Source organism: Alteromonas sp. DYW1, from assembly GCF_059752595.1.
This window is the reverse complement of sequence record NZ_CM186038.1, coordinates 2,111,211-2,131,932: the sequence shown is the minus strand read 5'-3', so window position 1 is coordinate 2,131,932 and position 20,722 is coordinate 2,111,211. Positions and strand designations below refer to the sequence as shown.

Here is a 20,722-nt window from a genome sequence, read left to right as displayed (position 1 = left end):
CAGTAGTGCAAGCAAAACGAAAGCAGACCTATGCGATGAGCTTGAACGTATTCAGAGCGGTTGAACAAATTAATGGTTTAGTCGATGAAGAAAAGTACCAAGACGCAATGGTGGAACTGGATGAAACATTGGGCTGGGGCAGGCTATCCCAATATGAAAGAGCGCAACTATGGTACCTAAAAGGTACGATTGTGTATAAGACAAAGGGCGAAGCAGCGTCAATACCGGTATTTACTCAAGTGTTGGAATATGAGGGCAACATCCCTGAATTTTTACACCAGCGAGTACTTAAAACCTTGCTGCAATTAAATTTAGTCAGCGAAGCCTACTTAACAGCGCGAGACCTAGGTATCAAGTTAATAGAAGTGACGGAACAACCCAGCGCGGATGATTGGGCTCTGTTGGCACAGGCAAATTATAAACTCGAGGATTGGGCAGCTGCGCTAGCAGCCATTGAGGCAGCCCGGAAAATCGAGCAGGAGGCCGGCAAAACGCCGAAAGAGAATCTGTTGTTGCTGCAAAATGCGACTTATTATGAGCTTAAACAAATGGATAATATGATCATCACGCTGGAGGCACTGATCAAATATTATCCCAAGTCTACCTACATGCTTTATTTAGCCTCAATATACGGTCAAACCGACAGATTGGATAAGCAGACGGTATTAATGGAGTCGCTGTATGAAGCTGGCCAGCTCAGAGACACCTCGCAGTTGATTAATCTTGCTAGTTTATACATGTCTGAGAAAGTCCCTATTAAGGCGGCAGAGTTACTGCATAAGGCATTGGAGAGTGGCGAAATTGAAGGCTCTCAGCGAAATTATGAAATGCTTTCACAAGCCTGGTTATTAGCAGCAGAGATCGAGTCGTCGATGCAAGCGTTGGCAAAAGCCGCGTCTCTTTCTGACTCAGGAGACTTGCAGTTACGCTTAGCTTACATGCATTACGATTTAGCACAGTGGCAAGAAGCCGAATCTACAGCACGCGTAGCCATTGATACAGGGATGACTCCAGAACGGACGGGCGAAGCTTACCTATTGATTGGCATGGCGCGCTTTAATACCCATTCGTTTGATAGTGCAATAGCCGCGTGCGAGCAAGCCGCAAATTTTTCGGGCAGTCGTGATTTGGCGCAGCGCTGGATCACGTATATCAGCCGAGAGCATGAGAAGTATAACTCGATGCTAGCGATTAATTAATTATTGCACGCCATGCTGCAGTTCGTGCAATATTTGCGTGTACGTCGGTGTGTCTTGTTTGGCGTAATTTAAGTTTTTAAATTTGCCCGTCAATCGCGTGAAGTATTCGCGTGCGGACTGCTTGTCGGAAAACTCATAGTCGTAGTCCACGTGTTTGAGTACAAGGTTAAATAAACATTTTTGTCGCTCAATGGAGCAGGCTGCATCGACTTCGTCAAATGCATCTTGCTGCAAATACACCATGTCCACGAATAGCGCTTTTAAATAGGTGACAAAATCATCCAGGGTAATACCTTCTTCACCGGTAACCTGCATCATTTGCAAGATTGATTCTCCGTTTACAAGCAACTCTTTAACTTGTGATACTTTATTGCTCCAACCGGGTTGCTGGTGAGAATCAAACCATTGCTCCAATTGTTCGGTGTAGCGCGACCATGACAGTAACGGGTCGACGGCGGGATAAAATCGCTTGTACGCGCGCTGTGCAGACAGACCCAAAAAGCACTTAACGGTAGCCAATGTTGATTGCGTTACCGGTTCGTCAAAATTACCTCCAGCGGGAGAAACGGTGCCAATGAGCGTTAGACTGCCAATTGAACCATCATTAGTCTGTACACTTCCGGCACGTTCATAAACGCTTTTGATTGAACTCTCTAAATAGGCAGGAAACCCCTCCTCACCGGGAATTTCTTCTAAGCGCCCCGATGTTTCGCGCATGGCTTGCGCCCAGCGAGAGGTTGAGTCAGCGATGATCAGTACATCCAAGCCCATTTGCTGATAATATTCACCAATCGTGATCCCGGTATATATCGACGCTTCCCTTGCCGCAACGGGCATAGAAGAGGTGTTACAAATAATGATGGTACGGTCCATCAAACTGCCACCAGAATGTGGATCGGTTAGTTGTGGAAATTCGGTGATCGTCTCAACAACTTCACCGGCACGCTCACCACAGGCGACCACGATAACAATATCAACATCAGCGTATCGCGAAATGAGATTCTGCAGCACGGTTTTTCCCGCCCCAAACGGTCCGGGGATACACGCAGTGCCGCCTCTGGCGATAGGAAAAAACGTATCTATTAGGCGTTGACTGGTAAGTAACGGTTCGCTGGGATACTGGCGCTGTGAATAACCTAGTTTAACCAGGCGACGATTAAGAGGTTTGCGGACCGGCCACGATTGTGACAATGTTATATCGTGTTGCTTTCCTCTAGAGTCACGTACACGGGCAATCACGTCAGTAATAGCAAACGTGCCCTGTTGGATCCATTCTAAATGAAATTCACCTTGCCAATCAAAAGGCAGCATTATTTTATGACTGATTCTGCCTTCTTGCACTGCGCCTATTGTGTCACCCGCTTTGAGTGTTGCCCCTGCCTTATGATGGGCGATAAAGGACCATTTTTTAGTTTGATTTAACGCTGGGATTTGCACGCCTTTAGGTAAAAACGTGCCAAATTGTGAGGCGAGAAGCGGTAGTGGCGTTTGCAGTCCATCGTAGACTTGACCGAGTAATCCCGGGCCTAATTCGACAGAGAGCATCGCTCTGCTTTGTATCACAGGATCACCAACGGCAACACCAGCAGTACTTTCGTATACTTGCGCATCGGCGCAGTCGCCACGCACGCGCAAAACCTCGGCTTTTAAATAGATCGGCTGTTGATCTTTTGGTGTTGCAGTCGGAGTGATGTAAACAACTTCATTTTTGGTTAAATATTCGCTTTGTTGATCGATCAATTGGATCTCAACCAAATCATCCTGCACGGCGACTACTTTCGCTGACGGCTTGTTGACTGTGGGATTAGGCATGGTGCGGTTCTCCCCATGTGAGGTCAGCGCGGCAGGCAAGCATATTTTTCTCAATCAGTGCGTTGAAGCGTTGTTTAGCTTGATAACGATTCATTTGTAACGAACGTGCTAGCAGGTCCCATTTTAGAACGTATATCACTACTGCCTCGAAGTCGTACAGGTGAAGATGGTTTAAGCGTTTTAATTGTTTCATTGCTTCACTCAATAACAGTTTTTCTAAACTTAACGGTTGATCATTGTGATACAGCTCTAACGCTTTGTGTAACCATGGGAATACCTGGGATAGAGAAAAGTCTTTATCGTGCCAGTGTCGCACGATATGCGCTTGCCAGCGCCCGTATCCCCAGCGTGGTTCGCTTGGCGGTGGGAGTTCTTGCTCACGCATGCGCATGGCAGCCAACAGCGTTCGCATTTCCAGGCGATTACGAATAATCAATCGCAGTGTATGGTTATCTACTTGCTCATAAGCGCGGCGGTCTCTTGATAGTAAAGCTTTGTCGTTCAATGTTGCTTCAAGGAAACGCCAATCGAGCGCATGCTCTACTGCTTGGAGGGTATTTTGTTCACGGGGCGAGAGTACCCGTAACCGTTGTTCCAGTTTGAGCCGTGATAGTGGCGTTCTGCTCGCTTTAAATAATTCGTCGGGCCGAGGCAAACTGGTTATTAGCATAACGTATTTATCTTGTGTTGCTTGGCTCACCGCACGACACCTTCTAAAATCACTCTGAAACGGGGTTGAACATGCGCCAACAATAGTTCGGCTACAGCTTGATCGGTCAAATCAAGGACCACATCTTTTTCAATCAAGCGAATTTGAATGCCGGCGTTTATTTGCTCAGATGAAGCAAACGTAACCCCTTTTTTAAGTACTTCGTGGGTTATACCAAAGACCAGATCTGATAAGGGACCTTGGGTTAAAATACTAGGGTCATTGCGCAGTTCGGTAACACCAACCACTTTGTCTGGAAGAATGATTTCAATCGGTTCATTATCAGCCACCGCTTGCGACTGACCAGCAACCGCCAGAATTAGCCTTTTTAGTAGTTCAGGTTCAAGCATGGCATCGCTCACTAAGCGCTGCAAATCTTGACTAAATTCACGGGTGAGATCTGACTTAAGCTCTAATACCATATCGCGCATCGCGGTTGTTAATGCCGACTCAGCCGCTTGTTGAAATGCCGATGCTTGAGCTTGCGCCTGTTTAATGCGCTGCTCAGCGTCCTGTCTGGCATCGTCGACGATTTTTTTTGCTTTGGATTTGGCGGCGCTGATAATAGCTTCTGCCTGTGATTCTCCCGCCGCGACGCCTTCATTGCGTAGCCGCTCTATCAGTTCGTCAACGCCGTGCGAGACAATATTCTCTTTTGGTTGGCTCATAGGTTACCTCCAGGGATACCGCCACTGACAACCAGTGCGAAGACAAACGCAAACACAGCAAAGCCTTCAATGATTGCCGCAGGTGCCAACGATAAACCAAATATTTCTGGTTTTTCCTTAGCCGCATTTATCGCTGCTGCACAAGCTTTTCCTTGCCAAATCCCGCTATACAACATCGCAATGCCAGCGAGTAAACCAACCCCAAACAATCCAGCCGCATTACTAATGTCGACCTCTCGATTTAGCGTAAACATGATCACAATGCCATAGATTACAAACGTGGAGGGAAACGCAGAAATACCGATATATTTACCATATCCACCCTCTGTTTCGAGCATGGCACCGATACCCGCCTGTCCGGCAATACCGCAACCGATACTACTAGCAACAGCGCCCAAGGCCATTGGGGCATAGATGCCAAACCAACCTAGTGCAATAACAAATTCATTCATGCTCAATCTCCTTGCGCTTAAACCGATAAAAAGGCTTCCCCTCAATAGGCAAGCCCCATTTGTAGAATTCGATAAAATTTAATCGTAGCCCATGCACAACACCGCTGATCAGTGAGAGCAACAGATTGAGTACGTGCCCTAAAAGCAAAATTAGAATTGCGCCGAGTAAACCTAAGCCGGAGTAGCTATGGTATACGTCAGTCGCTAGTTGATTAAACGTGATTGCTAAAGAGGCGCTGGCAAGGCCAAGCGCAAATAAGCGCATATAGCTTAAAACATCACCAAAAATACCCATAATCCCAGCAAGCTGCACGCTGCCATCAAATAATCGCATCATTTGATTTTTCAATGAGTCTGCCGGTCGGGCACTGGAAAACAGCAAGACCAGCAACATGCCGCTAATCAGCAGCACCCACCCCAGTGCGCGAAGGTTACTAATTGCGCTGAATTGCCAAAGCACGAGTCCGGCAATTATCGTTATTATCCAACCAACCGCAGACCAACGCCGAGAGCTATAACGTAGCGCAAAGAACTGCATGACATTAGCAAGTATAATATGCGCGGAACCGATCAATATCGATAGCGTCATCATGACATTGAAGTCAGTTAGGTTCAGGCAATGCAAATGTGATAACCAATGCTCTGATGGCGGTGTAATGCCAAAATAACTGCCGACTAAAACACCATAAATGATCGTGCTAATGCTCAGCGTTAGTCCCAGCAGAAAGTAAGCTTTGCCCTTGGGTTTGCTGCGTATTTTGTGCCATGAAAATAACACTAGGCATAGCAGAACAATGCCATAGCCAGCATCAGCTAAGATCATTGCAAAGAATACACAAAAGGAACCAAGGAGTAATCGACTTGGATCCCAGCTGTAATAATCCGGGGTTTGATAGAACATGCTCAGATCGGTACCTGTAGCTAACTCTTCAGGTTGGTCCAATAGGGTAGGCGGCTGTTCAGAGGTCTCTGGCGATTGAATGACGAGAGCTGCCTGAAACTGCTTAACTAGTTTGGTTAAGTCATCCAGCGCTGCGGACGGCGTCCAGACTTGTAACATGAACCAATGTGCGGTATCGCGAGACTGTGTTAATGCATGTCGTAAGAGCGCTTGATCATCAGCCTCAGCCAAATGCAATCTAAGTAACAGAAGGTAACGACTCAACTGTTCACGTTGGGCTTGTAAATCTTCAATTTCAGCTTCGACCTGCTCTAATTGATATTGCAGCTCACGCAGTGGCAAAGCTCCCATATGGATCCGGGGAACCGGCAAAAGATCGGATTTAGGCTCTTGTTTGGCAATTAAAATAAGATAGGCATCTTTGGGAGTCAGTGAGACGATTTGCCATGGCAGTTCCAAGTGCTGTAGGCATTGCATTTGTCTGCGTGGTAATTGATAGAACCATAAATGATAGCCTTTGAGTGACTCTTTGGGGGGGAAGGTGATGTCACCCCAAGGCCGCATATCAGCAATTCGCTTTTGCAAAAAATCACGTTTATCCCGCGCATCTCTGAGCGCTTCCTTGATGCTTAAAGTTTGCTTTGAAATGGTGGCGACATTGAAATCGTCACTGCGCGTTAAGGGGTGTCTCTTATGTCTGACGGATTCTAAAAATTTAAGTGCTTTGTAGGTTAAATCAGCGCGCGTGTCAGCCAGAGATTGAGAGCTTTCAGATGTTGGCAACTGGAGGTTAATAATGTGACAATTGCCCTGTTTCTGCAACGCTGATAGAAACGCTAACTTGTCAGTCAACGGCACAATCATGGTTACTTTGCTCAGCGGGGTAATACTCATTCCCAATCATCCGGTGCTGTAGGTTGATTTTCTTGCATTCTGAGGGCTGTTTTTTGCTTAGCAATTTTAGCGCGCACAACGGCAACCATTTGTTCATCGGATAAGTAAATTCGAATGCGTTTAATGTTGGCTTCTGCCTGCGGGATCAGCACCTTTTCAAAGAGGTTTACGCGTTGTGTGATGGTGGCTACCGCTTTTTCAAGTTGATTAATTCTTAGTCTTTGCACTTGCGTTTCAACGCCGAGCGTTATCCCTTTTTCAAGGTGCACGCAAAGATTATCGACCCAGTGTGGTTTGCTAAAAAAGCTATAGTCAGTTCTGGTAAATAGAATTTTCTGAATCGTTGGTAGGCGGGTGCCAACAACATTTTGTTCACCCAGTCGAACAGCTTCCAATACTACTAAGCCATCCACATCAATCTCACTGTTTGCCAACATCGGTATATTTTGCGTGATGATCTCTTGCAAAGCCTGTTGCTGCTCTTCCAGGGACTTGAGTTTGCGATAGGCATTGGCGCGTTCCGTCAATAGTTGCTGACGCTTGAGATCAAGCGAAGGCAAAAAGCGTTGAAACGATTTCAATGCTTGCATTTCCTTGGCTAATGAAGACTTATTCAGTTGCAACCGAGACATTGCTAGTATTCTCTTGCTGATACTGGGTGAAGTATTTATCAATCAATTCTTGTTTCATTAGCAATTGCTCAGCGTTAAAGCACTCCGCGAGAGTCTGCCAACATAAATCCAGCGCGTCTTCGAGCGACATACTGACATTGATATCCATAAATCGACGCCGGAATAATTGGCCAAATTTAAGCAGTTGATGGTCAAATGGAGAGAGTTCAAATGCCATCGCTTGCTTTTTCTTTGCGTCTTGAGAATCTGAATAAAAGCGGATCATAGTGTTCATTATTTGACCATGATCGTCGCGAGTCACTTTTCCGATCACATTTTGTTTTAAGCGTGAGAGGGAGCCAAACGGGTCAATCACGCCATTGTGCAGATAAAATTGGCCCTCAGTGATATATCCAGTATTGTCAGGCACTGGATGGGTAACATCGTCACCCGGCATGGTCGTGACCGAAAGTATTGTGATTGAACCGCCTTTGGCAAAATCACAGGCCTTTTCATAACGTCGAGCTAATTGAGAGTACAAATCCCCCATATAGCCCCGATTAGAGGGTACTCTGTCCATGGCAATGCCAACTTCTTTCATTGCATCTGCATATGCGGTCATGTCAGTCAACAAGACCAGCACTCGCTTACTCTCTTCCAGTGCAAATTTTTCAGCAACGGCAAGCGCCATATCTGCCACGATCAGTCTTTCTACGATAGGATCTGATGCTTGATTAACAAACATAACGGTGCGCGAGAATACACCGGCATCTTCAAAACTTTTACGAAATTTATAATAGTCATCGAAAATTAGCCCGAGACCACCAAAGACAACAATATCGGCATCAGCCTGAATACCAATTCGTGCCAGGAAAGGATTGAATGGTTCACCAGATACGGAAAAAATTGGAATTTTTTGACTTTCGACCAAGCAGTTAAACACATCTATCATGGGCACATTAGTACGGATTAATTGCTTCGGCACAATTCTCTGGCACGGATTAACTGATGGGCCTGCGATATCAATTTTAGGGTCAAGACTGAGATCCGGTCCTTTATCCATCGGGTTGCCCAGACCATCAAAAACACGACCAAGGATATTCGCGGAATAGGTGGTTTGAATGGGGTGCCCAAGAAATGTTACAGAAGCATCGCTTGAGATACCCTTAGTTCCAGAAAATACTTGCAATGAAACAACGTCTCGCTTGATGCTGATGATCTGTGCTGGCAGAGTTTCCTGTTGATGAGAACGCACAAGTGCGAGGTCACCGAGTTTGATTGAACCCGCGTGTTCGGTGTTTGTGACCGCTACACGAATAATATCACCAACGATTTCCAAGATTCGTGAATATCGTACGAGCTGTTGCACAGGGCACTCCCTTTATTCTCTGCCTCTTAACTATCAAAGTGATCGACCATTGACGCAATAGTTGTTGCACGTTTTATTGATTAAGATCATGTGTACTCGTGCGACTCTTGCAAAATCATTGCACCGGCGTATCGGCATCAAACGAATGTATTGATCCCTTTATCCTGCAAAATTTTTGCGAATTTCAGCATGGCTTCGGAAGACGGTGGTTGCACACCCTCTAAGGCATAGTTGTCAGCATAGCTTTGCCATTTGTGCTTGCCCAACTCGTGATAGGCCAGTAGATCCACACGTTCAATATTGCGCAATGTCGAGATGAATTCTGCGAGCGCTGCAATTTGCGGCGCGCTGTCGGTATATCCCGGCACAACGACATGTCGGATCCAGGTCGTTTGCGCCTGTTCATCCAGGAATTGAGCGAAAGCGAGAGGATCGTGATTGTTGACGCTGGTTAACGCTACGTGTGTGGCATTATCCATGGCTTTAATATCAAGTAGTACCAGGTCGGTTACCTGTAATAGCGCGGATATCTCTTTACCCGGCTTGTGCACAAAACCATTCGTATCAAGACTGGTGTGCAGTCCCATTTGCTTACACTCGCTAAACAGTGCTGTAACAAAAGGTAATTGCAGCGTAGGCTCACCACCAGAAACGGTAATACCACCATGTGGTTGCAGGTAATGTTGGTAGCGTTTTATATCGCGGACAATCTCTTCGACGGATCGGGTTGAACCAACATGTCGGTCCCATGTGTCGCGGTTTTCACAGTAAATACAACGGAGTTGACAACCTTGCATAAAAACGACGTAACGCAAGCCCGGACCGTCCACCGTACTGAAGGTTTCTGTTGAGTGAACAAATCCGCGCACGATTATAAGCTTGCAGTGAATGTCCGCGAAATAACATCTTGTTGCTGCTCAGGCGTTAACGCATTGAAGCGCACAGCATAGCCGGAGACCCGAATGGTCAGCTGGGGATATTTTTCGGGGTGTTCAATAGCGTCGAGCAGTCTTTCGCGATCTAACACATTGACATTAATGTGTTGACCACCTTCGACAGTCTCATCATGGTAAAAATAACCATCCAATAGATCACAAAGATTGGTGATCTGGGTATCCAGCGTGCTGCCGAGGGCTTTGGGCACTATTGAGAATGTATAACTGATCCCGTCTTGAGCATCTTTAAATGGTAGCTGAGCAACCGATGATAATGAGGCGAGAGCGCCTTGTACATCACGTCCATGCATGGGGTTGGCGCCTGGGGCAAAAGGGGCGCCAGCTTTTCTACCGTCCGGGGTATTGCCGGTTTTTTTACCGTATACCACGTTTGAAGTAATGGTAAGTATCGACTGGGTAGGGGAGGCGCCTCTGTAGGTTGGTAATTGCCGAACTTTATTCATAAATGCACTTACCAGTTGATTCGCAATGCTATCAACTCGGTTGTCATTATTACCAAAGGTTGGAAAATCGCCGTCAATGACAAAGTCTGTTGCGACCCCATGCTCATTCCATACTGGTGTTACCTTTGCGTATTTAATCGCGGATAATGAATCAGCGCAAATTGAAAGGCCAGCGATACCCATGGCCATCGTGCGCTCAACATCACGATCATGTAAAGCCATCAAGAGCGCTTCATAACTGTATTTGTCATGCATGTAGTGAATGCAATTCAATGCCGTCACGTATTGTTTTGCTAACCAATCCATGACCTTATCAAGGCTCTCCCACACGGTGTCGTAGCATAACGGGCCATCATTGAGTGGCGGTCGAGCGGGCGATACTTGGGTGAATGTGATTTCATCCACACCGCCATTAATGGCATAAAGTAGTGCCTTAGCTAGATTTGCTCGGGCCCCAAAAAACTGCATTTGTTTACCTATCACCATAGGGCTGACGCAGCATGCAATCGCGTAGTCATCAGAATGGAAATCTTCCCGCATCAGCGCATCGTTTTCATACTGAATAGAAGACGTGTCAATGGACACCTGAGTGCAAAAACGTTTAAAGCCTTCGGGTAAACATTCCGACCATAATATCGTGATATTCGGTTCCGGGCTGGGGCCCATAGTGTAAAGCGTATGCAGGAAACGAAAGCTGGTTTTGGTAACGAGGGCGCGCCCATCTAGACCCATACCACCGATTGATTCTGTTGCCCAAATGGGATCCCCACTGAAAAGCTGGTCATACTCCGGTGTGCGCAGAAAACGTACCATGCGTAACTTCATCACAAAGTGATCAATTAATTCCTGAGCGGCTTCTTCAGTTAAAATTCCTGCTTGAATGTCGCGAGTGATGTAAATATCAAAAAACGTAGAAACTCGACCTAAGCTCATTGCAGCACCGTTTTGACTTTTTACTGCTGCTAAGTAGGCAAAGTAGGTCCATTGAATCGCCTGTTGCGCAGTCGCAGCAGGATGGGCAATATCAAATCCATAGGTCTTTGCCATTTGCAGTAAGTCCGCGAGGGCACGTTTTTGGTCCGCTAATTCTTCCCTTAATCGCAGGGTTTGCTCTACGACTGCTGTGTCTGTGGCCTGGCACAATCTTTCTTCGAGACTGCGCCATTGAGCCTCTTTTTCATCTATCAGTCGATCGACACCATAGAGTGCAACTCGGCGATAGTCACCGATAATGCGCCCGCGTCCATATGCGTCGGGTAGGCCGGTAATCAAACCCGAGCGTCGACAATCTCTGACACTGGCCGTGTACACATCGAATACCCCTTGATTGTGAGTTTTACGGTATTCACTGAAGATCTTACTAATAGTAGGTGAGACCGATCTGCCATACACTTTGCATGAATCTTCAACCATGCGGATACCACCCTGACAAATCAGCGCTCGTTTCAGTGGTTGCTCGGTTTGCAGTCCCACAATTTGTTCGAGGGATTGGTCAATGTAACCAGGTGCATGTGAAGTTATGGAGGATGGAATGTCAGTATCAAAATCTATCGGGCCATGTTGCGCGTTTTCTTTACCAATGAGCTCCGACACAATGCGCCATAGCTGCTGAGTAGCAGCGGTCGCTGGGGCTAGGAAATCAGCGTCTCCGCTGTAAGGCAAATAATTTAATTGAATAAAACTTCGTACATCAATATTGGTTTGCCAAGGGCCCGATTTGAAATCACGCCATTGCGCTATTGAGCCAGTTTCAAAAACTCCCATTTCCTCTCCCAGTTGCATTGTTTTGCAACGTCTGCAGTGTGATCTAAGTATAGACGATGGCATTCAATACTTTATTGATAGATATCAAGCAAAGGACATATAGATGCCGTTGGGATGCAGTGAAGTATGTGACTAATATTTAATTTTTAATGAAAAACTGCTGATATTTGCTATACTTACCAGCGGGTCAACGGAATTTAGGATGTTATTTAACTGTTTTATAACGCGCCAATCGCGGTTGTTGCAGCACGGCAAAGTACACATTTGCTGATACATTTCTCAAACAACGCAGACCCTTAATGTTTATATAAAAAGCAGAGGGCATTGTGAAACTACCAAAATTTTTTAAGCGTAAATATCCCTATTCACCGATTGCGTATTTAGGTCGGAAGAACGTGGAACGGATCTTCGGCGCACGTATCATGAAATATAAAAAGCTGGAAAAAATCCAAGCGGAAGAGGCGAGTAACGAAGCAGACGCAGACGCAAGCGAGCGAAAGCGCGCCTAGTCACTAGCACTTCTAAGGGAAATCTCTACTTACCTGACGTTTACAGCGCAGCGACCGATATTTCGCAACGTGAAAATAAGTCTTGCCACAGGACTACATGCTCCCGAATAGCTTGTGAGTATGTTTCGTGAGCACTAATCCGCTGCTGCACACGGTCGCGCAATTTAGGCGATAGATTCGGTTCGCTCAATAACTCAGTGAGCACCGGTGTTAGCTTGTAATGATAAGTGTTGAGCTGTGCTGCCAGGGGTTGAATTTTTTCGGCAAAAAACAATCGAAAAACATTACCCAAGACCGCCGCTTTTTGCTGTCCTGCTAAGCGCTCACAATCAACCTCCGCAAGTGCTGGGGATAGCCACGCATTTGCCGCTTGTAAATGTGCCGTAATAGCTGTTTGCGTGCGCCACATCTTTGCCGGTAATCGATATTTCAATAAAGCCTGAAGATGTTCCTCCAGTTGTTTACTCTTTACTGGGTGATGAGGTTGATTTGGATTTACCGCAATTAAATACTGTAATGCTGCAACGGTCTGATGCAAACCATCGGAGCCATCTCCTGCGATAAAACCTTGCGCTTGTGACAGGGCCAACAATAGTTCTTCGCTGGTTTGTATGAGATTTGCGTAACCCACGCTTAGTTGCGCTTGCTTGGCGAATGCTAATTGGTTGAGTTGGTCTTGTAATGCTGTATCAGCGGTCGACTCGGCACATTCCTTTAAGGCTTGTGTTACGTTAACTTCATATACAAACCGTTGCGATGGCAGTTGGGTTTTACCCATGGCGGTGTTGCGCTCGGCAACGAGTGTCGAAAGGTGGCAATTGGGCAAATTTAGAAACTCGCGCACATTCAAACTAAAAGGCTGTACCGCTTGTCGCATTTCTGCTTTAGTAGGAAACGCTGGCATTGCTGAAATTACAATTGTAGGGGGAGCTTTCTCGACCACTCTTGCAAGTCGTTCAATGTATTCTTCTAAGGTTGATGAAACTCGATTTGAAGAACAGGCCCCTAGAAACAGGAGTGTTGTACTAAAACAGCAGAAAACCAGTAGTCGTATTTGCATCAGGTTAGTGCATAGTTAATCAAGGGGAAACTTCTTGTCATATCATACGCCTCGAAAAGCGATTTTGACCAATTTGGCAGGCCCTAACTATTTCCTCTTATTTGAGCCACAATTGATTCAACCAATCCCCGATAGCTGTCGCCAAACATTAACCAGTGATTCAATGCATGGGGTAATTGATAAATAGGCCGGCGGGTATCGTAATCTGGGGTGGGAGGTAGTTGCTCTTGATACGCTGCAAAGAAGCCTTTAGCAAAACCGCCAAAGAGTTCTGCCATAGCTAAATCACATTCAGGGTCACCGAGCCATACTGCAGGATCATAAATAACGGGAGCCGAAGCACTAAAACCTATATTGCCGTGCCATAAATCGCCATGCAGTAGGCTGGGGCGAGGATTATGCTTAGCCAGTTGGGTATCAATCAATGCCAGAATAGTTTGATCGACAATTTTTGCTGCGCAGGTCAAGTGATGCAAATAGCACTCGATCCGGTTTTGGATAAAAAAATCTCGCCAATTTGAGTTGGGAGAATTTACTTGCTCAGTTGCACCTATGAAGTTGTTAATCGGCCATCCATAACAACCGTCTAATGCAGCAACGTCTGGAGAAACAGGGGATAGGTGTAAAGCGGCGAGTTTGCTACCAGCATCACACCAAAATTCATGTGAAGGCGATTTGAAGCATATATATTGCAGGACCAGATACTCATAGTGTTTATGGTTTTCTGCAAACTCGCCGTGACAAATGACCTGCGGACATTTAAACGTTTGTGTCGATAGTAAAGCGCGCAGACCTTCGGCTTCGCAAGCGAGGGGGCTCGCGCTAGCTTGATAGTGCTGAGTGTCACTCAATTTAACAAAAAAGCGGCGTTGACTGCCTTTTAGCACATAGCTCACATGATTATGTTGACGATGAATTTGTTTTGCACTTTCACAAATGAAGACGTCACCGATCGCGGAGCTAATTGTATCGCTGATAAAATGCCACATACCTGCGTTCTCACAATGCCTGAACTTCAAGTATGGTCAACATTGCTAAATGTGTTAATCCAGTTCGATCTGAAAAACCATTATGTTATACCAATATTGCTTAAGGTCGCTGACTAGCAATTCGCATAGGAAGAGCGGAAGGCCTTGCGTCACAGGGAATTGCGGTTATAATCGCCTGCGCTTACACCCTTCGTATGGGTGTTTTTTTATTGTTTTTGCTTTTTTTTATTTCAACAAGTGGCGCAGAGTAGGCGTCACCACTGTGTAGGACCGAACATGCCAGTAATTACTCTTCCGGATGGAAGCCAACGCGAATTTGCTAACCCCGTATCTGTTTTAGACGTTGCCATGGACATTGGTCCTGGGCTTGCCAAAGCGACCATTGCTGGCCGCGTTAATGGTGAACGTGTCGACGCGTGTGATCTGATTGAAGCTGACGCGGACTTGAGCATCATCACAGCAAAAGATGACGATGGTTTAGAGATCATTCGCCACTCCTGTGCCCACTTAATTGGTCATGCGATTAAGCAACTCTATCCAGATGCAAAAATGGCCATCGGTCCGACCATTGATAATGGCTTTTACTATGATGTCGATTTACCTGAAGCGCTCAGTAATGAGGACTTAGCTAAAATCGAAAAGCGCATGTTGGAACTCGCGAAAACTAACTACGATGTGGTTAAGAAAAAGGTCAGTTGGCAAGAAGCACGCGATACCTTCGCTGCGCGCGATGAGTCATACAAGGTAGAAATTTTAGACGAAAACATTAGCAAAGATGATCGTCCAGGACTTTATCATCATGAAGAATATGTGGATATGTGTCGTGGTCCACATGTACCTAATATGCGCTTCTGTCATCACTTCAAATTGATGAAGGTGGCGGGTGCCTACTGGCGCGGTAATTCAGACAATAAAATGCTGCAGCGTATTTACGGCACCGCATGGGCAGATAAAAAGCAATTAAAATCTTATTTGCAGCGCCTGGAAGAGGCGGAAAAACGTGATCACCGTAAAATCGGTAAGTCTTTAGATCTTTGGCATTGGCAAGAAGAAGCGCCAGGCATGGTGTTTTGGCACAGTGATGGTTGGTCAATCTATACTGAGCTTGAAAAATTCATTCGTCAGAAACAACGCGAATACGGGTTTGGCGAAGTCAAAGCGCCGCTAATGATGGATCGTTCCTTGTGGGAAAAATCCGGGCACTGGGATAAATATGCTGAAAACATGTTTACCACTGAGTCGGAAAAACGCGAGTACGCGATTAAACCGATGAACTGCCCGGGGCACGTGCAGATATTTAACCAAGGCCTGAAATCATATCGTGACTTACCATTACGCTTGGCTGAATTTGGCTGCTGTCACCGAAACGAGCCGTCAGGTGCATTACATGGCCTCATGCGTGTGCGCGGGTTTACCCAAGATGATGCACATATCTTCTGCACTGATGATCAGATTGAAGGCGAAGTTTCAAGCTGCATCCAGATGGTCTATGAAGTTTATAAGGTGTTCGGCTTCGAAAATATTGCGGTTAAATTATCTACGCGTCCAGAAAAACGTGTAGGGTCAGATGAAACCTGGGATAAAGCTGAGCAGAAGTTAGCTGATGCGCTGAAAGCAAACAATATCGAGTTTGATTATTTACCTGGTGAAGGTGCGTTCTACGGACCGAAAATTGAGTTCACCCTTTACGATTGTTTGGACCGAGCTTGGCAGTGCGGCACCGTGCAGCTTGATTTCTCAATGCCAGGTCGCTTAGGGGCTACTTATGTGGCTGAAGACGGCGAGCGCAAAGTTCCGGCAATGATCCACCGGGCGACTTTGGGCTCTCTTGAGCGTTTTATCGGTATTTTAACTGAAGAATATGCGGGCTTTTTCCCAACGTGGTTAGCACCCGTTCAGGTGGTGTTGCTCAATATTACCGACAAACAAGCAGAATATTCGCAAAAAGTTACGAAAAAGTTGCAGGAATCTGGGTTTAGAGCAAAGTCTGACTTGAGAAATGAGAAGATAGGCTTTAAAATCCGCGAGCACACATTACACCGTGTGCCATACATGTTAGTTGTTGGCGATGCCGAAATGCAAGATGATGCAGTTGCGGTTCGTACTCGACGCGGCGAAGATTTAGGTAAAATGTCAATTGATGCGTTTATTGAAATGCTACAGCAAGACGTTACCGGAAAAGAGATAAAGTAGTCGATACATGTACATAGGGTTTGGAGAGGTTGCGATACTTCTAGCCAAACAGACGATTTAGTTTTTGGAGGAATAGCACATTAAAGGCGCTAACAATAAGGCTCAGGGCGATAAAGCCCGCATTAACGACGAAATTACAGCACGTGAAGTGCGTTTGATAGGAAGTGAAGGCGAACAGGTTGGGGTAGTCTCAATTGCTGAAGCTCAACAGGCAGCAGATGAAGCGAGTCTGGACCTAGTCGAAATCAGTCCGAATGCCGAGCCGCCAGTCTGTAAAATTATGGACTATGGCAAGTTCCTCTTTGAGAAAAGTAAAGCTCAAAAAGAGCAAAAGAAAAAACAGAAGCAAATTCAGGTCAAGGAGATTAAATTTCGCCCTGGCACTGATGAAGGCGATTACCAGGTAAAACTGCGCAACCTGCGTCGCTTTCTAGAAGGTGGTGATAAGGCTAAAGTCACAATCCGCTTCCGCGGACGTGAAATGGCCCACCAAGAGATCGGCATTGAACTGCTAAACCGTGTAAAAACGGATCTAGAAGACATTGCCAACTGCGAGTCTTTCCCTAGAAGGGTAGAGGGTCGTCAGATGATCATGGTGCTCGCCCCACTTAAGAAGTAGTAGTGGTTTAAAGTACAATCGGTTCTGCACCCGAGCGTCACCCTGCTGCATATTTTAACTAGGCAAAATACGACTGCACGTATCAGGCCTACATTTAACAATGCGGAGTTTTAGCAATGCCTAAAATGAAATCAAACAGCGGTGCTGCGAAGCGTTTTCGTAAAACAGCTTCTGGCCGCTTTAAAAGCAAGCAGTCTCACTTGCGTCACATTTTGACCAAGAAGAGTACTAAGCGTAAACGCCATTTACGTGGCAAAAAATTGGTTCATGATGCGGATACTAAGCTTATCCAACGCATGTTGCCTTACGTTTAAGACAAGGAGACTGACTAATGGCTAGAGTAAAACGCGGTGTAATTGCACGCGCACGTCATAAAAAAGTTCTGAAGCAGGCTAAAGGTTACTACGGTGCCCGCAGTCGTGTTTATCGTGTAGCTGTCCAGGCAGTTACTAAAGCAGGTCAATATGCATATCGTGACCGTCGTCAGCGTAAGCGTCAATTCCGTCAATTGTGGATTGCACGTATCAATGCTGCGGCTCGTCAAAATGGTATGTCTTACAGCCGTTTCATTAACGGTTTGAAGAAAGCATCTGTTGAAATCGATCGTAAAATCCTTGCGGATATTGCGGTTCACGACAAAGCGGCATTCAGTGCACTTGTTGAAGCAGCCAAAGGCGCTTTAGCATAATCTATTAACCAATAGGTTTAAGTTCTTTCATAGAGACGGCGAGCAGGAAGCTCGCCGTTTTTTTATGCCTAACACTCATTACTACTGCTGTGTTGAATGAGAGATTAAATTAACTTATGTCTCATTGCCATATGACCCGTTTTTTTATACATTTGCCAGCTTAATTATTGCCGTTACGTATCAGGGAAGAAGCATGCTATTTCAGTTTTTCGTCCACTCCAAAGTTAAAGCTTTTGTGCGTAACTGCACGTTCGTGTTGTGTGCGTTAGTATCGCTCTCACCTGCCGCTTCGGAGGATTTAGCTGGGTGGCATGTCTATCATTCAGATAATCTCACCTTATACAGCGATCATGAGCCAGAGGTCGCGTTGGGCTTGCTTGAAGATCTGGAGATTTTTCGCGCCACGATTATTCAATTGGTTAAAGGAAGTCATCGCACTAAAATGCCTCCCGTTGACGTTTTTTTGTTTAAAAATAACGATATTTGGCAGCATTTACCCTACGCAAATTCAGCATCGGCAGTATTTGTTGATGTTGTTTATGGCCCTAGAATGGTCATAGGGCCAGCGGGAGATGAAAATCGATTATCCAAGCTGTATCACGAGTATGTGCATTATCTGGTCGCTAACACGGCACCGATCAAATATGCCGATTGGTATAATGAAGGCATCGCTACATTTTTTTCTACGACGGTCATTGGTAAAGATTTCGTTTACATTGGGCAGGTACCAGAGTATGAGGCTGAAACCCTCTCACGCCGTGGTATGGTCAATCCAGATGATCTCTTCGCGGTAGATTCAGTATTTGATAAATCCAATCGTTTTAAGCAGAAGTTTTATGCGACAGCTTGGTTAGCAACCCATTATTTTACGCTCGGCGCACGCAACGGATTTCCTAGTTACTACGCCTCGAATGCTCAATTTTTAAGCCTGTTGAGTAAAGGCGTTGATGTGGAGACTGCATTTGCCCAAAGCTTTCCGATTAGTTTTAAAGACCTTAAGCGTGAGCTACGCGAATACGCGCGCAGTGATAGAAAAGACGGTCTTATCCTTGAGCGTCCACAGATTAATAGCGAGATAAGCCACAGTCCACTATCTTCCCCACAAGTTAAGTCGGTATTGTCACCAGTTTTAGGTTGGCGAGAGCCGGATGGGCTAGGAGCAATGTTTCTAAAGCAAGCGGCTGATGCTGGCGTACCTTTCGCAGCTTCAATTGCCGCACTCCACGCAGCGCAACGGAAAGAGGTTGCAGAAAGCCAAGCTTTACTACAACCATTACTTACGCGCACAGATCTAGATGCTAATACGCAATACAATATTGCCAGTACCTATCGCGCACTATCGCAGAATGCGTATGCGCAGGGAGAAAACACGATCGGGCATAATTATCGTGAGCAAGCATTGCAGTGGTGGCAGTTCAGTGTGAAGCAGCAGCCCTACCTACCGAGCATGACGGCGTTAGCTATGTACCATGCGCGGTTTAGTGACAAGTCTACTGCGCTTGAGGCTATTGACGCTTTACTCGCATCGTCTCGGCATATCAATGCGATCGTGGGTGCTGTGCGGGCTTATGTAGTACTCGAAGATTTCGAACTGGCACAACAACAGCTATTGCAAGCTAAGCGTATGATTGGTCATGATCGAGCGCTATTTGAACAGATCGAGTCGCTCATAGCTTCGGTTAACGCCGTCGCCAATTGACATAAGTAAACTAATACATTGAATTACGTGCTGCATTGTGAAGCCACTTTATTCTAATCCTAGGTAAAAGTGGAAGGTTCCTTAATTTAACCGCGATTTAGCAGTATCTAGTCCTAGCACTCAGACGCTATTCTTGTGTAAAATACGCAGCTTTATTTTGCACGCTTATATGCACACTGAGATGTGTTCACCGCTAGAGGGTACTATGGATCTAGATGCGATCATCAATGAAGCTAAAGCATTGATTGATGTCACTGAAAATGTGGCAAAACTCGACGAAATTCGGGTCGAGTTTATGGGGAAAAAGGGTAAGTTAACCGAACAGTTAAAAAGCCTAGGGCAATTGAGTCCAGAAGAGCGTCCTGCTGCCGGACAGCGGATCAATCAAGCCAAGCAAACGATCCAGGGTCTGTTAGCAGAGAAAGGGCAGGCGCTCAAAGCCGCCGAGCTGAATGCTAAGTTAGCAGCAGAACAGGTCGACGTGAGCTTACCTGGTCGTGGTCAAGCCTCCGGTAACTTGCATCCGGTGTCACGCACTATTGCGCGTATTGAAGGTTTTTTTGGTGACCTCGGTTTTGAAGTAAAAACTGGCCCTGAAGTCGAAGATGGCTTCCACAATTTTGATGCTCTGAATATCCCAGCGAACCACCCCGCTCGCGCGGATCATGATACCTTTTACTTTTCGCCTAACATCATGTTGCGCACACAGACCAGTGGTGTCCAAATTCGTACTATGGAAGCGGAAAAGCCGCCATTGCGCATCATCTCGCCAGGCCGCGTTTATCGTAATGATTACGATCAGACTCATACTCCAATGTTCCATCAAGTTGAAGGCTTAATGGTTGATAAAGCGATAAGTTTTGCAGACTTGAAAGGTATTTTGCATGACTTCTTGCACCACTTCTTCGAGGAAGACCTGCAGGTCCGTTTCAGACCGTCATATTTCCCGTTTACTGAGCCTTCTGCAGAAGTCGATGTCATGGGTAAAGATGGCAAATGGTTAGAAGTCTTGGGCTGCGGTATGGTACACCCCAATGTATTAAGAGCGGTCAACATAGATCCCGAAGAATACACCGGTTTCGCTTTTGGTATGGGCGTTGAACGCCTCACAATGTTGCGTTACGGCGTTACTGATTTACGCGCATTTTTCGAAAACGACATGCGCTTCTTAAAGCAGTTCAAATAAG

The 20,722-nt window shown here is 46.0% G+C and carries 19 protein-coding genes; 8 read left to right on the top strand and 11 right to left on the bottom strand.

Features of this window, described 5'->3' with window-relative positions:
- Nucleotides 1-35 precede the first annotated feature (35 nt).
- A complete protein-coding gene (locus AC121Z_RS09470; RefSeq protein ID WP_498123787.1) occupies nucleotides 36-1,199 on the top strand; it encodes an alpha/beta hydrolase family protein in 1,164 nt (387 codons plus the stop codon).
- On the opposite strand, the gene AC121Z_RS09465 is transcribed toward AC121Z_RS09470, so the two are convergent.
- From AC121Z_RS09465 to pflB, 9 genes are all read right to left on the bottom strand, one after another.
- Nucleotides 1,200-3,011 carry a V-type ATP synthase subunit A gene (locus AC121Z_RS09465; RefSeq protein ID WP_498123786.1) on the bottom strand — a complete coding sequence of 604 codons (1,812 nt, stop codon included), beginning with the start codon at nucleotides 3,009-3,011 and terminating at the stop codon, nucleotides 1,200-1,202. It lies immediately after the preceding gene.
- On the bottom strand, nucleotides 3,004-3,711 hold the full coding sequence (locus AC121Z_RS09460; RefSeq protein WP_498123785.1) for a hypothetical protein: 708 nt from the start codon (nucleotides 3,709-3,711) through the stop codon (nucleotides 3,004-3,006). The genes AC121Z_RS09465 and AC121Z_RS09460 overlap by 8 nt, the downstream gene beginning before the upstream one ends.
- Nucleotides 3,708-4,388, bottom strand: a complete 681-nt coding sequence (locus tag AC121Z_RS09455; protein ID WP_498123784.1) for a hypothetical protein — start codon at nucleotides 4,386-4,388, stop codon at nucleotides 3,708-3,710. The genes AC121Z_RS09460 and AC121Z_RS09455 overlap by 4 nt, the downstream gene beginning before the upstream one ends.
- Nucleotides 4,385-4,840 (bottom strand): ATP synthase subunit C, encoded by a 456-nt coding sequence (locus AC121Z_RS09450; RefSeq protein ID WP_498123783.1) that lies wholly within the window; start codon nucleotides 4,838-4,840, stop codon nucleotides 4,385-4,387. Before AC121Z_RS09450 ends, AC121Z_RS09455 begins: the two co-directional genes overlap by 4 nt.
- Nucleotides 4,833-6,635, bottom strand: coding sequence for a V-type ATP synthase subunit I (locus AC121Z_RS09445; RefSeq protein ID WP_498123782.1), 1,803 nt, complete (start codon nucleotides 6,633-6,635; stop codon nucleotides 4,833-4,835). The genes AC121Z_RS09450 and AC121Z_RS09445 overlap by 8 nt, the downstream gene beginning before the upstream one ends.
- A complete protein-coding gene (locus AC121Z_RS09440) occupies nucleotides 6,632-7,267 on the bottom strand; it encodes a V-type ATP synthase subunit D (RefSeq protein WP_498123780.1) in 636 nt (211 codons plus the stop codon). The genes AC121Z_RS09445 and AC121Z_RS09440 overlap by 4 nt, the downstream gene beginning before the upstream one ends.
- A complete protein-coding gene (locus AC121Z_RS09435; RefSeq protein ID WP_498123779.1) occupies nucleotides 7,245-8,615 on the bottom strand; it encodes a V-type ATP synthase subunit B in 1,371 nt (456 codons plus the stop codon). The genes AC121Z_RS09440 and AC121Z_RS09435 overlap by 23 nt, the downstream gene beginning before the upstream one ends.
- A gap of 137 nt (nucleotides 8,616-8,752) precedes the next feature.
- Nucleotides 8,753-9,490 (bottom strand): pyruvate formate-lyase-activating protein, encoded by a 738-nt coding sequence (gene pflA / locus AC121Z_RS09430; RefSeq protein ID WP_498128207.1) that lies wholly within the window; start codon nucleotides 9,488-9,490, stop codon nucleotides 8,753-8,755.
- Complete coding sequence (gene pflB, locus AC121Z_RS09425; protein WP_498123778.1) at nucleotides 9,487-11,778, bottom strand: formate C-acetyltransferase; 2,292 nt, start codon at nucleotides 11,776-11,778, stop codon at nucleotides 9,487-9,489. Before pflB ends, pflA begins: the two co-directional genes overlap by 4 nt.
- A gap of 326 nt (nucleotides 11,779-12,104) precedes the next feature.
- On the opposite strand from pflB, the gene AC121Z_RS09420 reads away from it, so the two are divergent.
- On the top strand, nucleotides 12,105-12,287 hold the full coding sequence (locus AC121Z_RS09420) for a hypothetical protein (protein ID WP_498123777.1): 183 nt from the start codon (nucleotides 12,105-12,107) through the stop codon (nucleotides 12,285-12,287).
- A 40-nt stretch (nucleotides 12,288-12,327) separates the two neighbouring features.
- Here the strand turns inward: AC121Z_RS09420 and AC121Z_RS09415 are convergent, their stop codons facing one another.
- Both AC121Z_RS09415 and AC121Z_RS09410 read right to left on the bottom strand, forming a co-directional pair.
- Nucleotides 12,328-13,347, bottom strand: coding sequence for a DUF3080 family protein (locus AC121Z_RS09415; RefSeq protein ID WP_498123776.1), 1,020 nt, complete (start codon nucleotides 13,345-13,347; stop codon nucleotides 12,328-12,330).
- 83 nt (nucleotides 13,348-13,430) lie between these two features.
- Nucleotides 13,431-14,336: a fructosamine kinase family protein gene (locus AC121Z_RS09410; RefSeq protein WP_498123775.1), complete on the bottom strand. Its 906-nt coding sequence runs from the start codon at nucleotides 14,334-14,336 to the stop codon at nucleotides 13,431-13,433.
- A 276-nt stretch (nucleotides 14,337-14,612) separates the two neighbouring features.
- On the opposite strand from AC121Z_RS09410, the gene thrS reads away from it, so the two are divergent.
- The 6 genes from thrS (at nucleotide 14,613) to pheS (ending at nucleotide 20,721) form a co-directional block, all read left to right on the top strand.
- The gene (gene thrS, locus AC121Z_RS09405) at nucleotides 14,613-16,529 is read left to right on the top strand and encodes a threonine--tRNA ligase (protein WP_498123774.1); all 1,917 of its coding nucleotides are present in this window, start codon (nucleotides 14,613-14,615) and stop codon (nucleotides 16,527-16,529) included.
- A 79-nt stretch (nucleotides 16,530-16,608) separates the two neighbouring features.
- A complete protein-coding gene (infC, locus tag AC121Z_RS09400) occupies nucleotides 16,609-17,148 on the top strand; it encodes a translation initiation factor IF-3 (RefSeq protein ID WP_498128206.1) in 540 nt (179 codons plus the stop codon).
- 116 nt (nucleotides 17,149-17,264) lie between these two features.
- Nucleotides 17,265-17,462, top strand: coding sequence for a 50S ribosomal protein L35 (gene rpmI / locus AC121Z_RS09395; RefSeq protein WP_100658293.1), 198 nt, complete (start codon nucleotides 17,265-17,267; stop codon nucleotides 17,460-17,462).
- A 17-nt stretch (nucleotides 17,463-17,479) separates the two neighbouring features.
- Nucleotides 17,480-17,836: a 50S ribosomal protein L20 gene (gene rplT / locus AC121Z_RS09390; RefSeq protein ID WP_100658292.1), complete on the top strand. Its 357-nt coding sequence runs from the start codon at nucleotides 17,480-17,482 to the stop codon at nucleotides 17,834-17,836.
- A gap of 193 nt (nucleotides 17,837-18,029) precedes the next feature.
- Nucleotides 18,030-19,535 (top strand): DUF1570 domain-containing protein, encoded by a 1,506-nt coding sequence (locus AC121Z_RS09385; protein ID WP_498123773.1) that lies wholly within the window; start codon nucleotides 18,030-18,032, stop codon nucleotides 19,533-19,535.
- Nucleotides 19,536-19,740: 205 nt separating this feature from the next.
- Nucleotides 19,741-20,721 carry a phenylalanine--tRNA ligase subunit alpha gene (gene pheS, locus AC121Z_RS09380; RefSeq protein ID WP_498123772.1) on the top strand — a complete coding sequence of 327 codons (981 nt, stop codon included), beginning with the start codon at nucleotides 19,741-19,743 and terminating at the stop codon, nucleotides 20,719-20,721.
- Nucleotide 20,722 lies beyond the last annotated feature (1 nt).

Bases quoted from the DNA above. Each gene is read 5' to 3' on its own strand.
- thrS (WP_498123774.1), top strand. From the start codon at position 14,613: ATGCCAGTAATTACTCTTCCGGATGGAAGCCAACGCGAATTTGCTAAC.
- pflB (WP_498123778.1), bottom strand. From the start codon at position 11,778: ATGGGAGTTTTTGAAACTGGCTCAATAGCGCAATGGCGTGATTTCAAA.
- AC121Z_RS09415 (WP_498123776.1), bottom strand. From the start codon at position 13,347: ATGCAAATACGACTACTGGTTTTCTGCTGTTTTAGTACAACACTCCTG.
- rplT (WP_100658292.1), top strand. From the start codon at position 17,480: ATGGCTAGAGTAAAACGCGGTGTAATTGCACGCGCACGTCATAAAAAA.
- AC121Z_RS09465 (WP_498123786.1), bottom strand. From the start codon at position 3,011: ATGCCTAATCCCACAGTCAACAAGCCGTCAGCGAAAGTAGTCGCCGTG.
- pheS (WP_498123772.1), top strand. From the start codon at position 19,741: ATGGATCTAGATGCGATCATCAATGAAGCTAAAGCATTGATTGATGTC.
- AC121Z_RS09445 (WP_498123782.1), bottom strand. From the start codon at position 6,635: ATGAGTATTACCCCGCTGAGCAAAGTAACCATGATTGTGCCGTTGACT.
- AC121Z_RS09440 (WP_498123780.1), bottom strand. From the start codon at position 7,267: ATGTCTCGGTTGCAACTGAATAAGTCTTCATTAGCCAAGGAAATGCAA.
- AC121Z_RS09470 (WP_498123787.1), top strand. From the start codon at position 36: ATGAGCTTGAACGTATTCAGAGCGGTTGAACAAATTAATGGTTTAGTC.
- AC121Z_RS09385 (WP_498123773.1), top strand. From the start codon at position 18,030: ATGCTATTTCAGTTTTTCGTCCACTCCAAAGTTAAAGCTTTTGTGCGT.
- rpmI (WP_100658293.1), top strand. From the start codon at position 17,265: ATGCCTAAAATGAAATCAAACAGCGGTGCTGCGAAGCGTTTTCGTAAA.
- AC121Z_RS09455 (WP_498123784.1), bottom strand. From the start codon at position 4,388: ATGAGCCAACCAAAAGAGAATATTGTCTCGCACGGCGTTGACGAACTG.
- AC121Z_RS09450 (WP_498123783.1), bottom strand. From the start codon at position 4,840: ATGAATGAATTTGTTATTGCACTAGGTTGGTTTGGCATCTATGCCCCA.
- AC121Z_RS09410 (WP_498123775.1), bottom strand. From the start codon at position 14,336: ATGTGGCATTTTATCAGCGATACAATTAGCTCCGCGATCGGTGACGTC.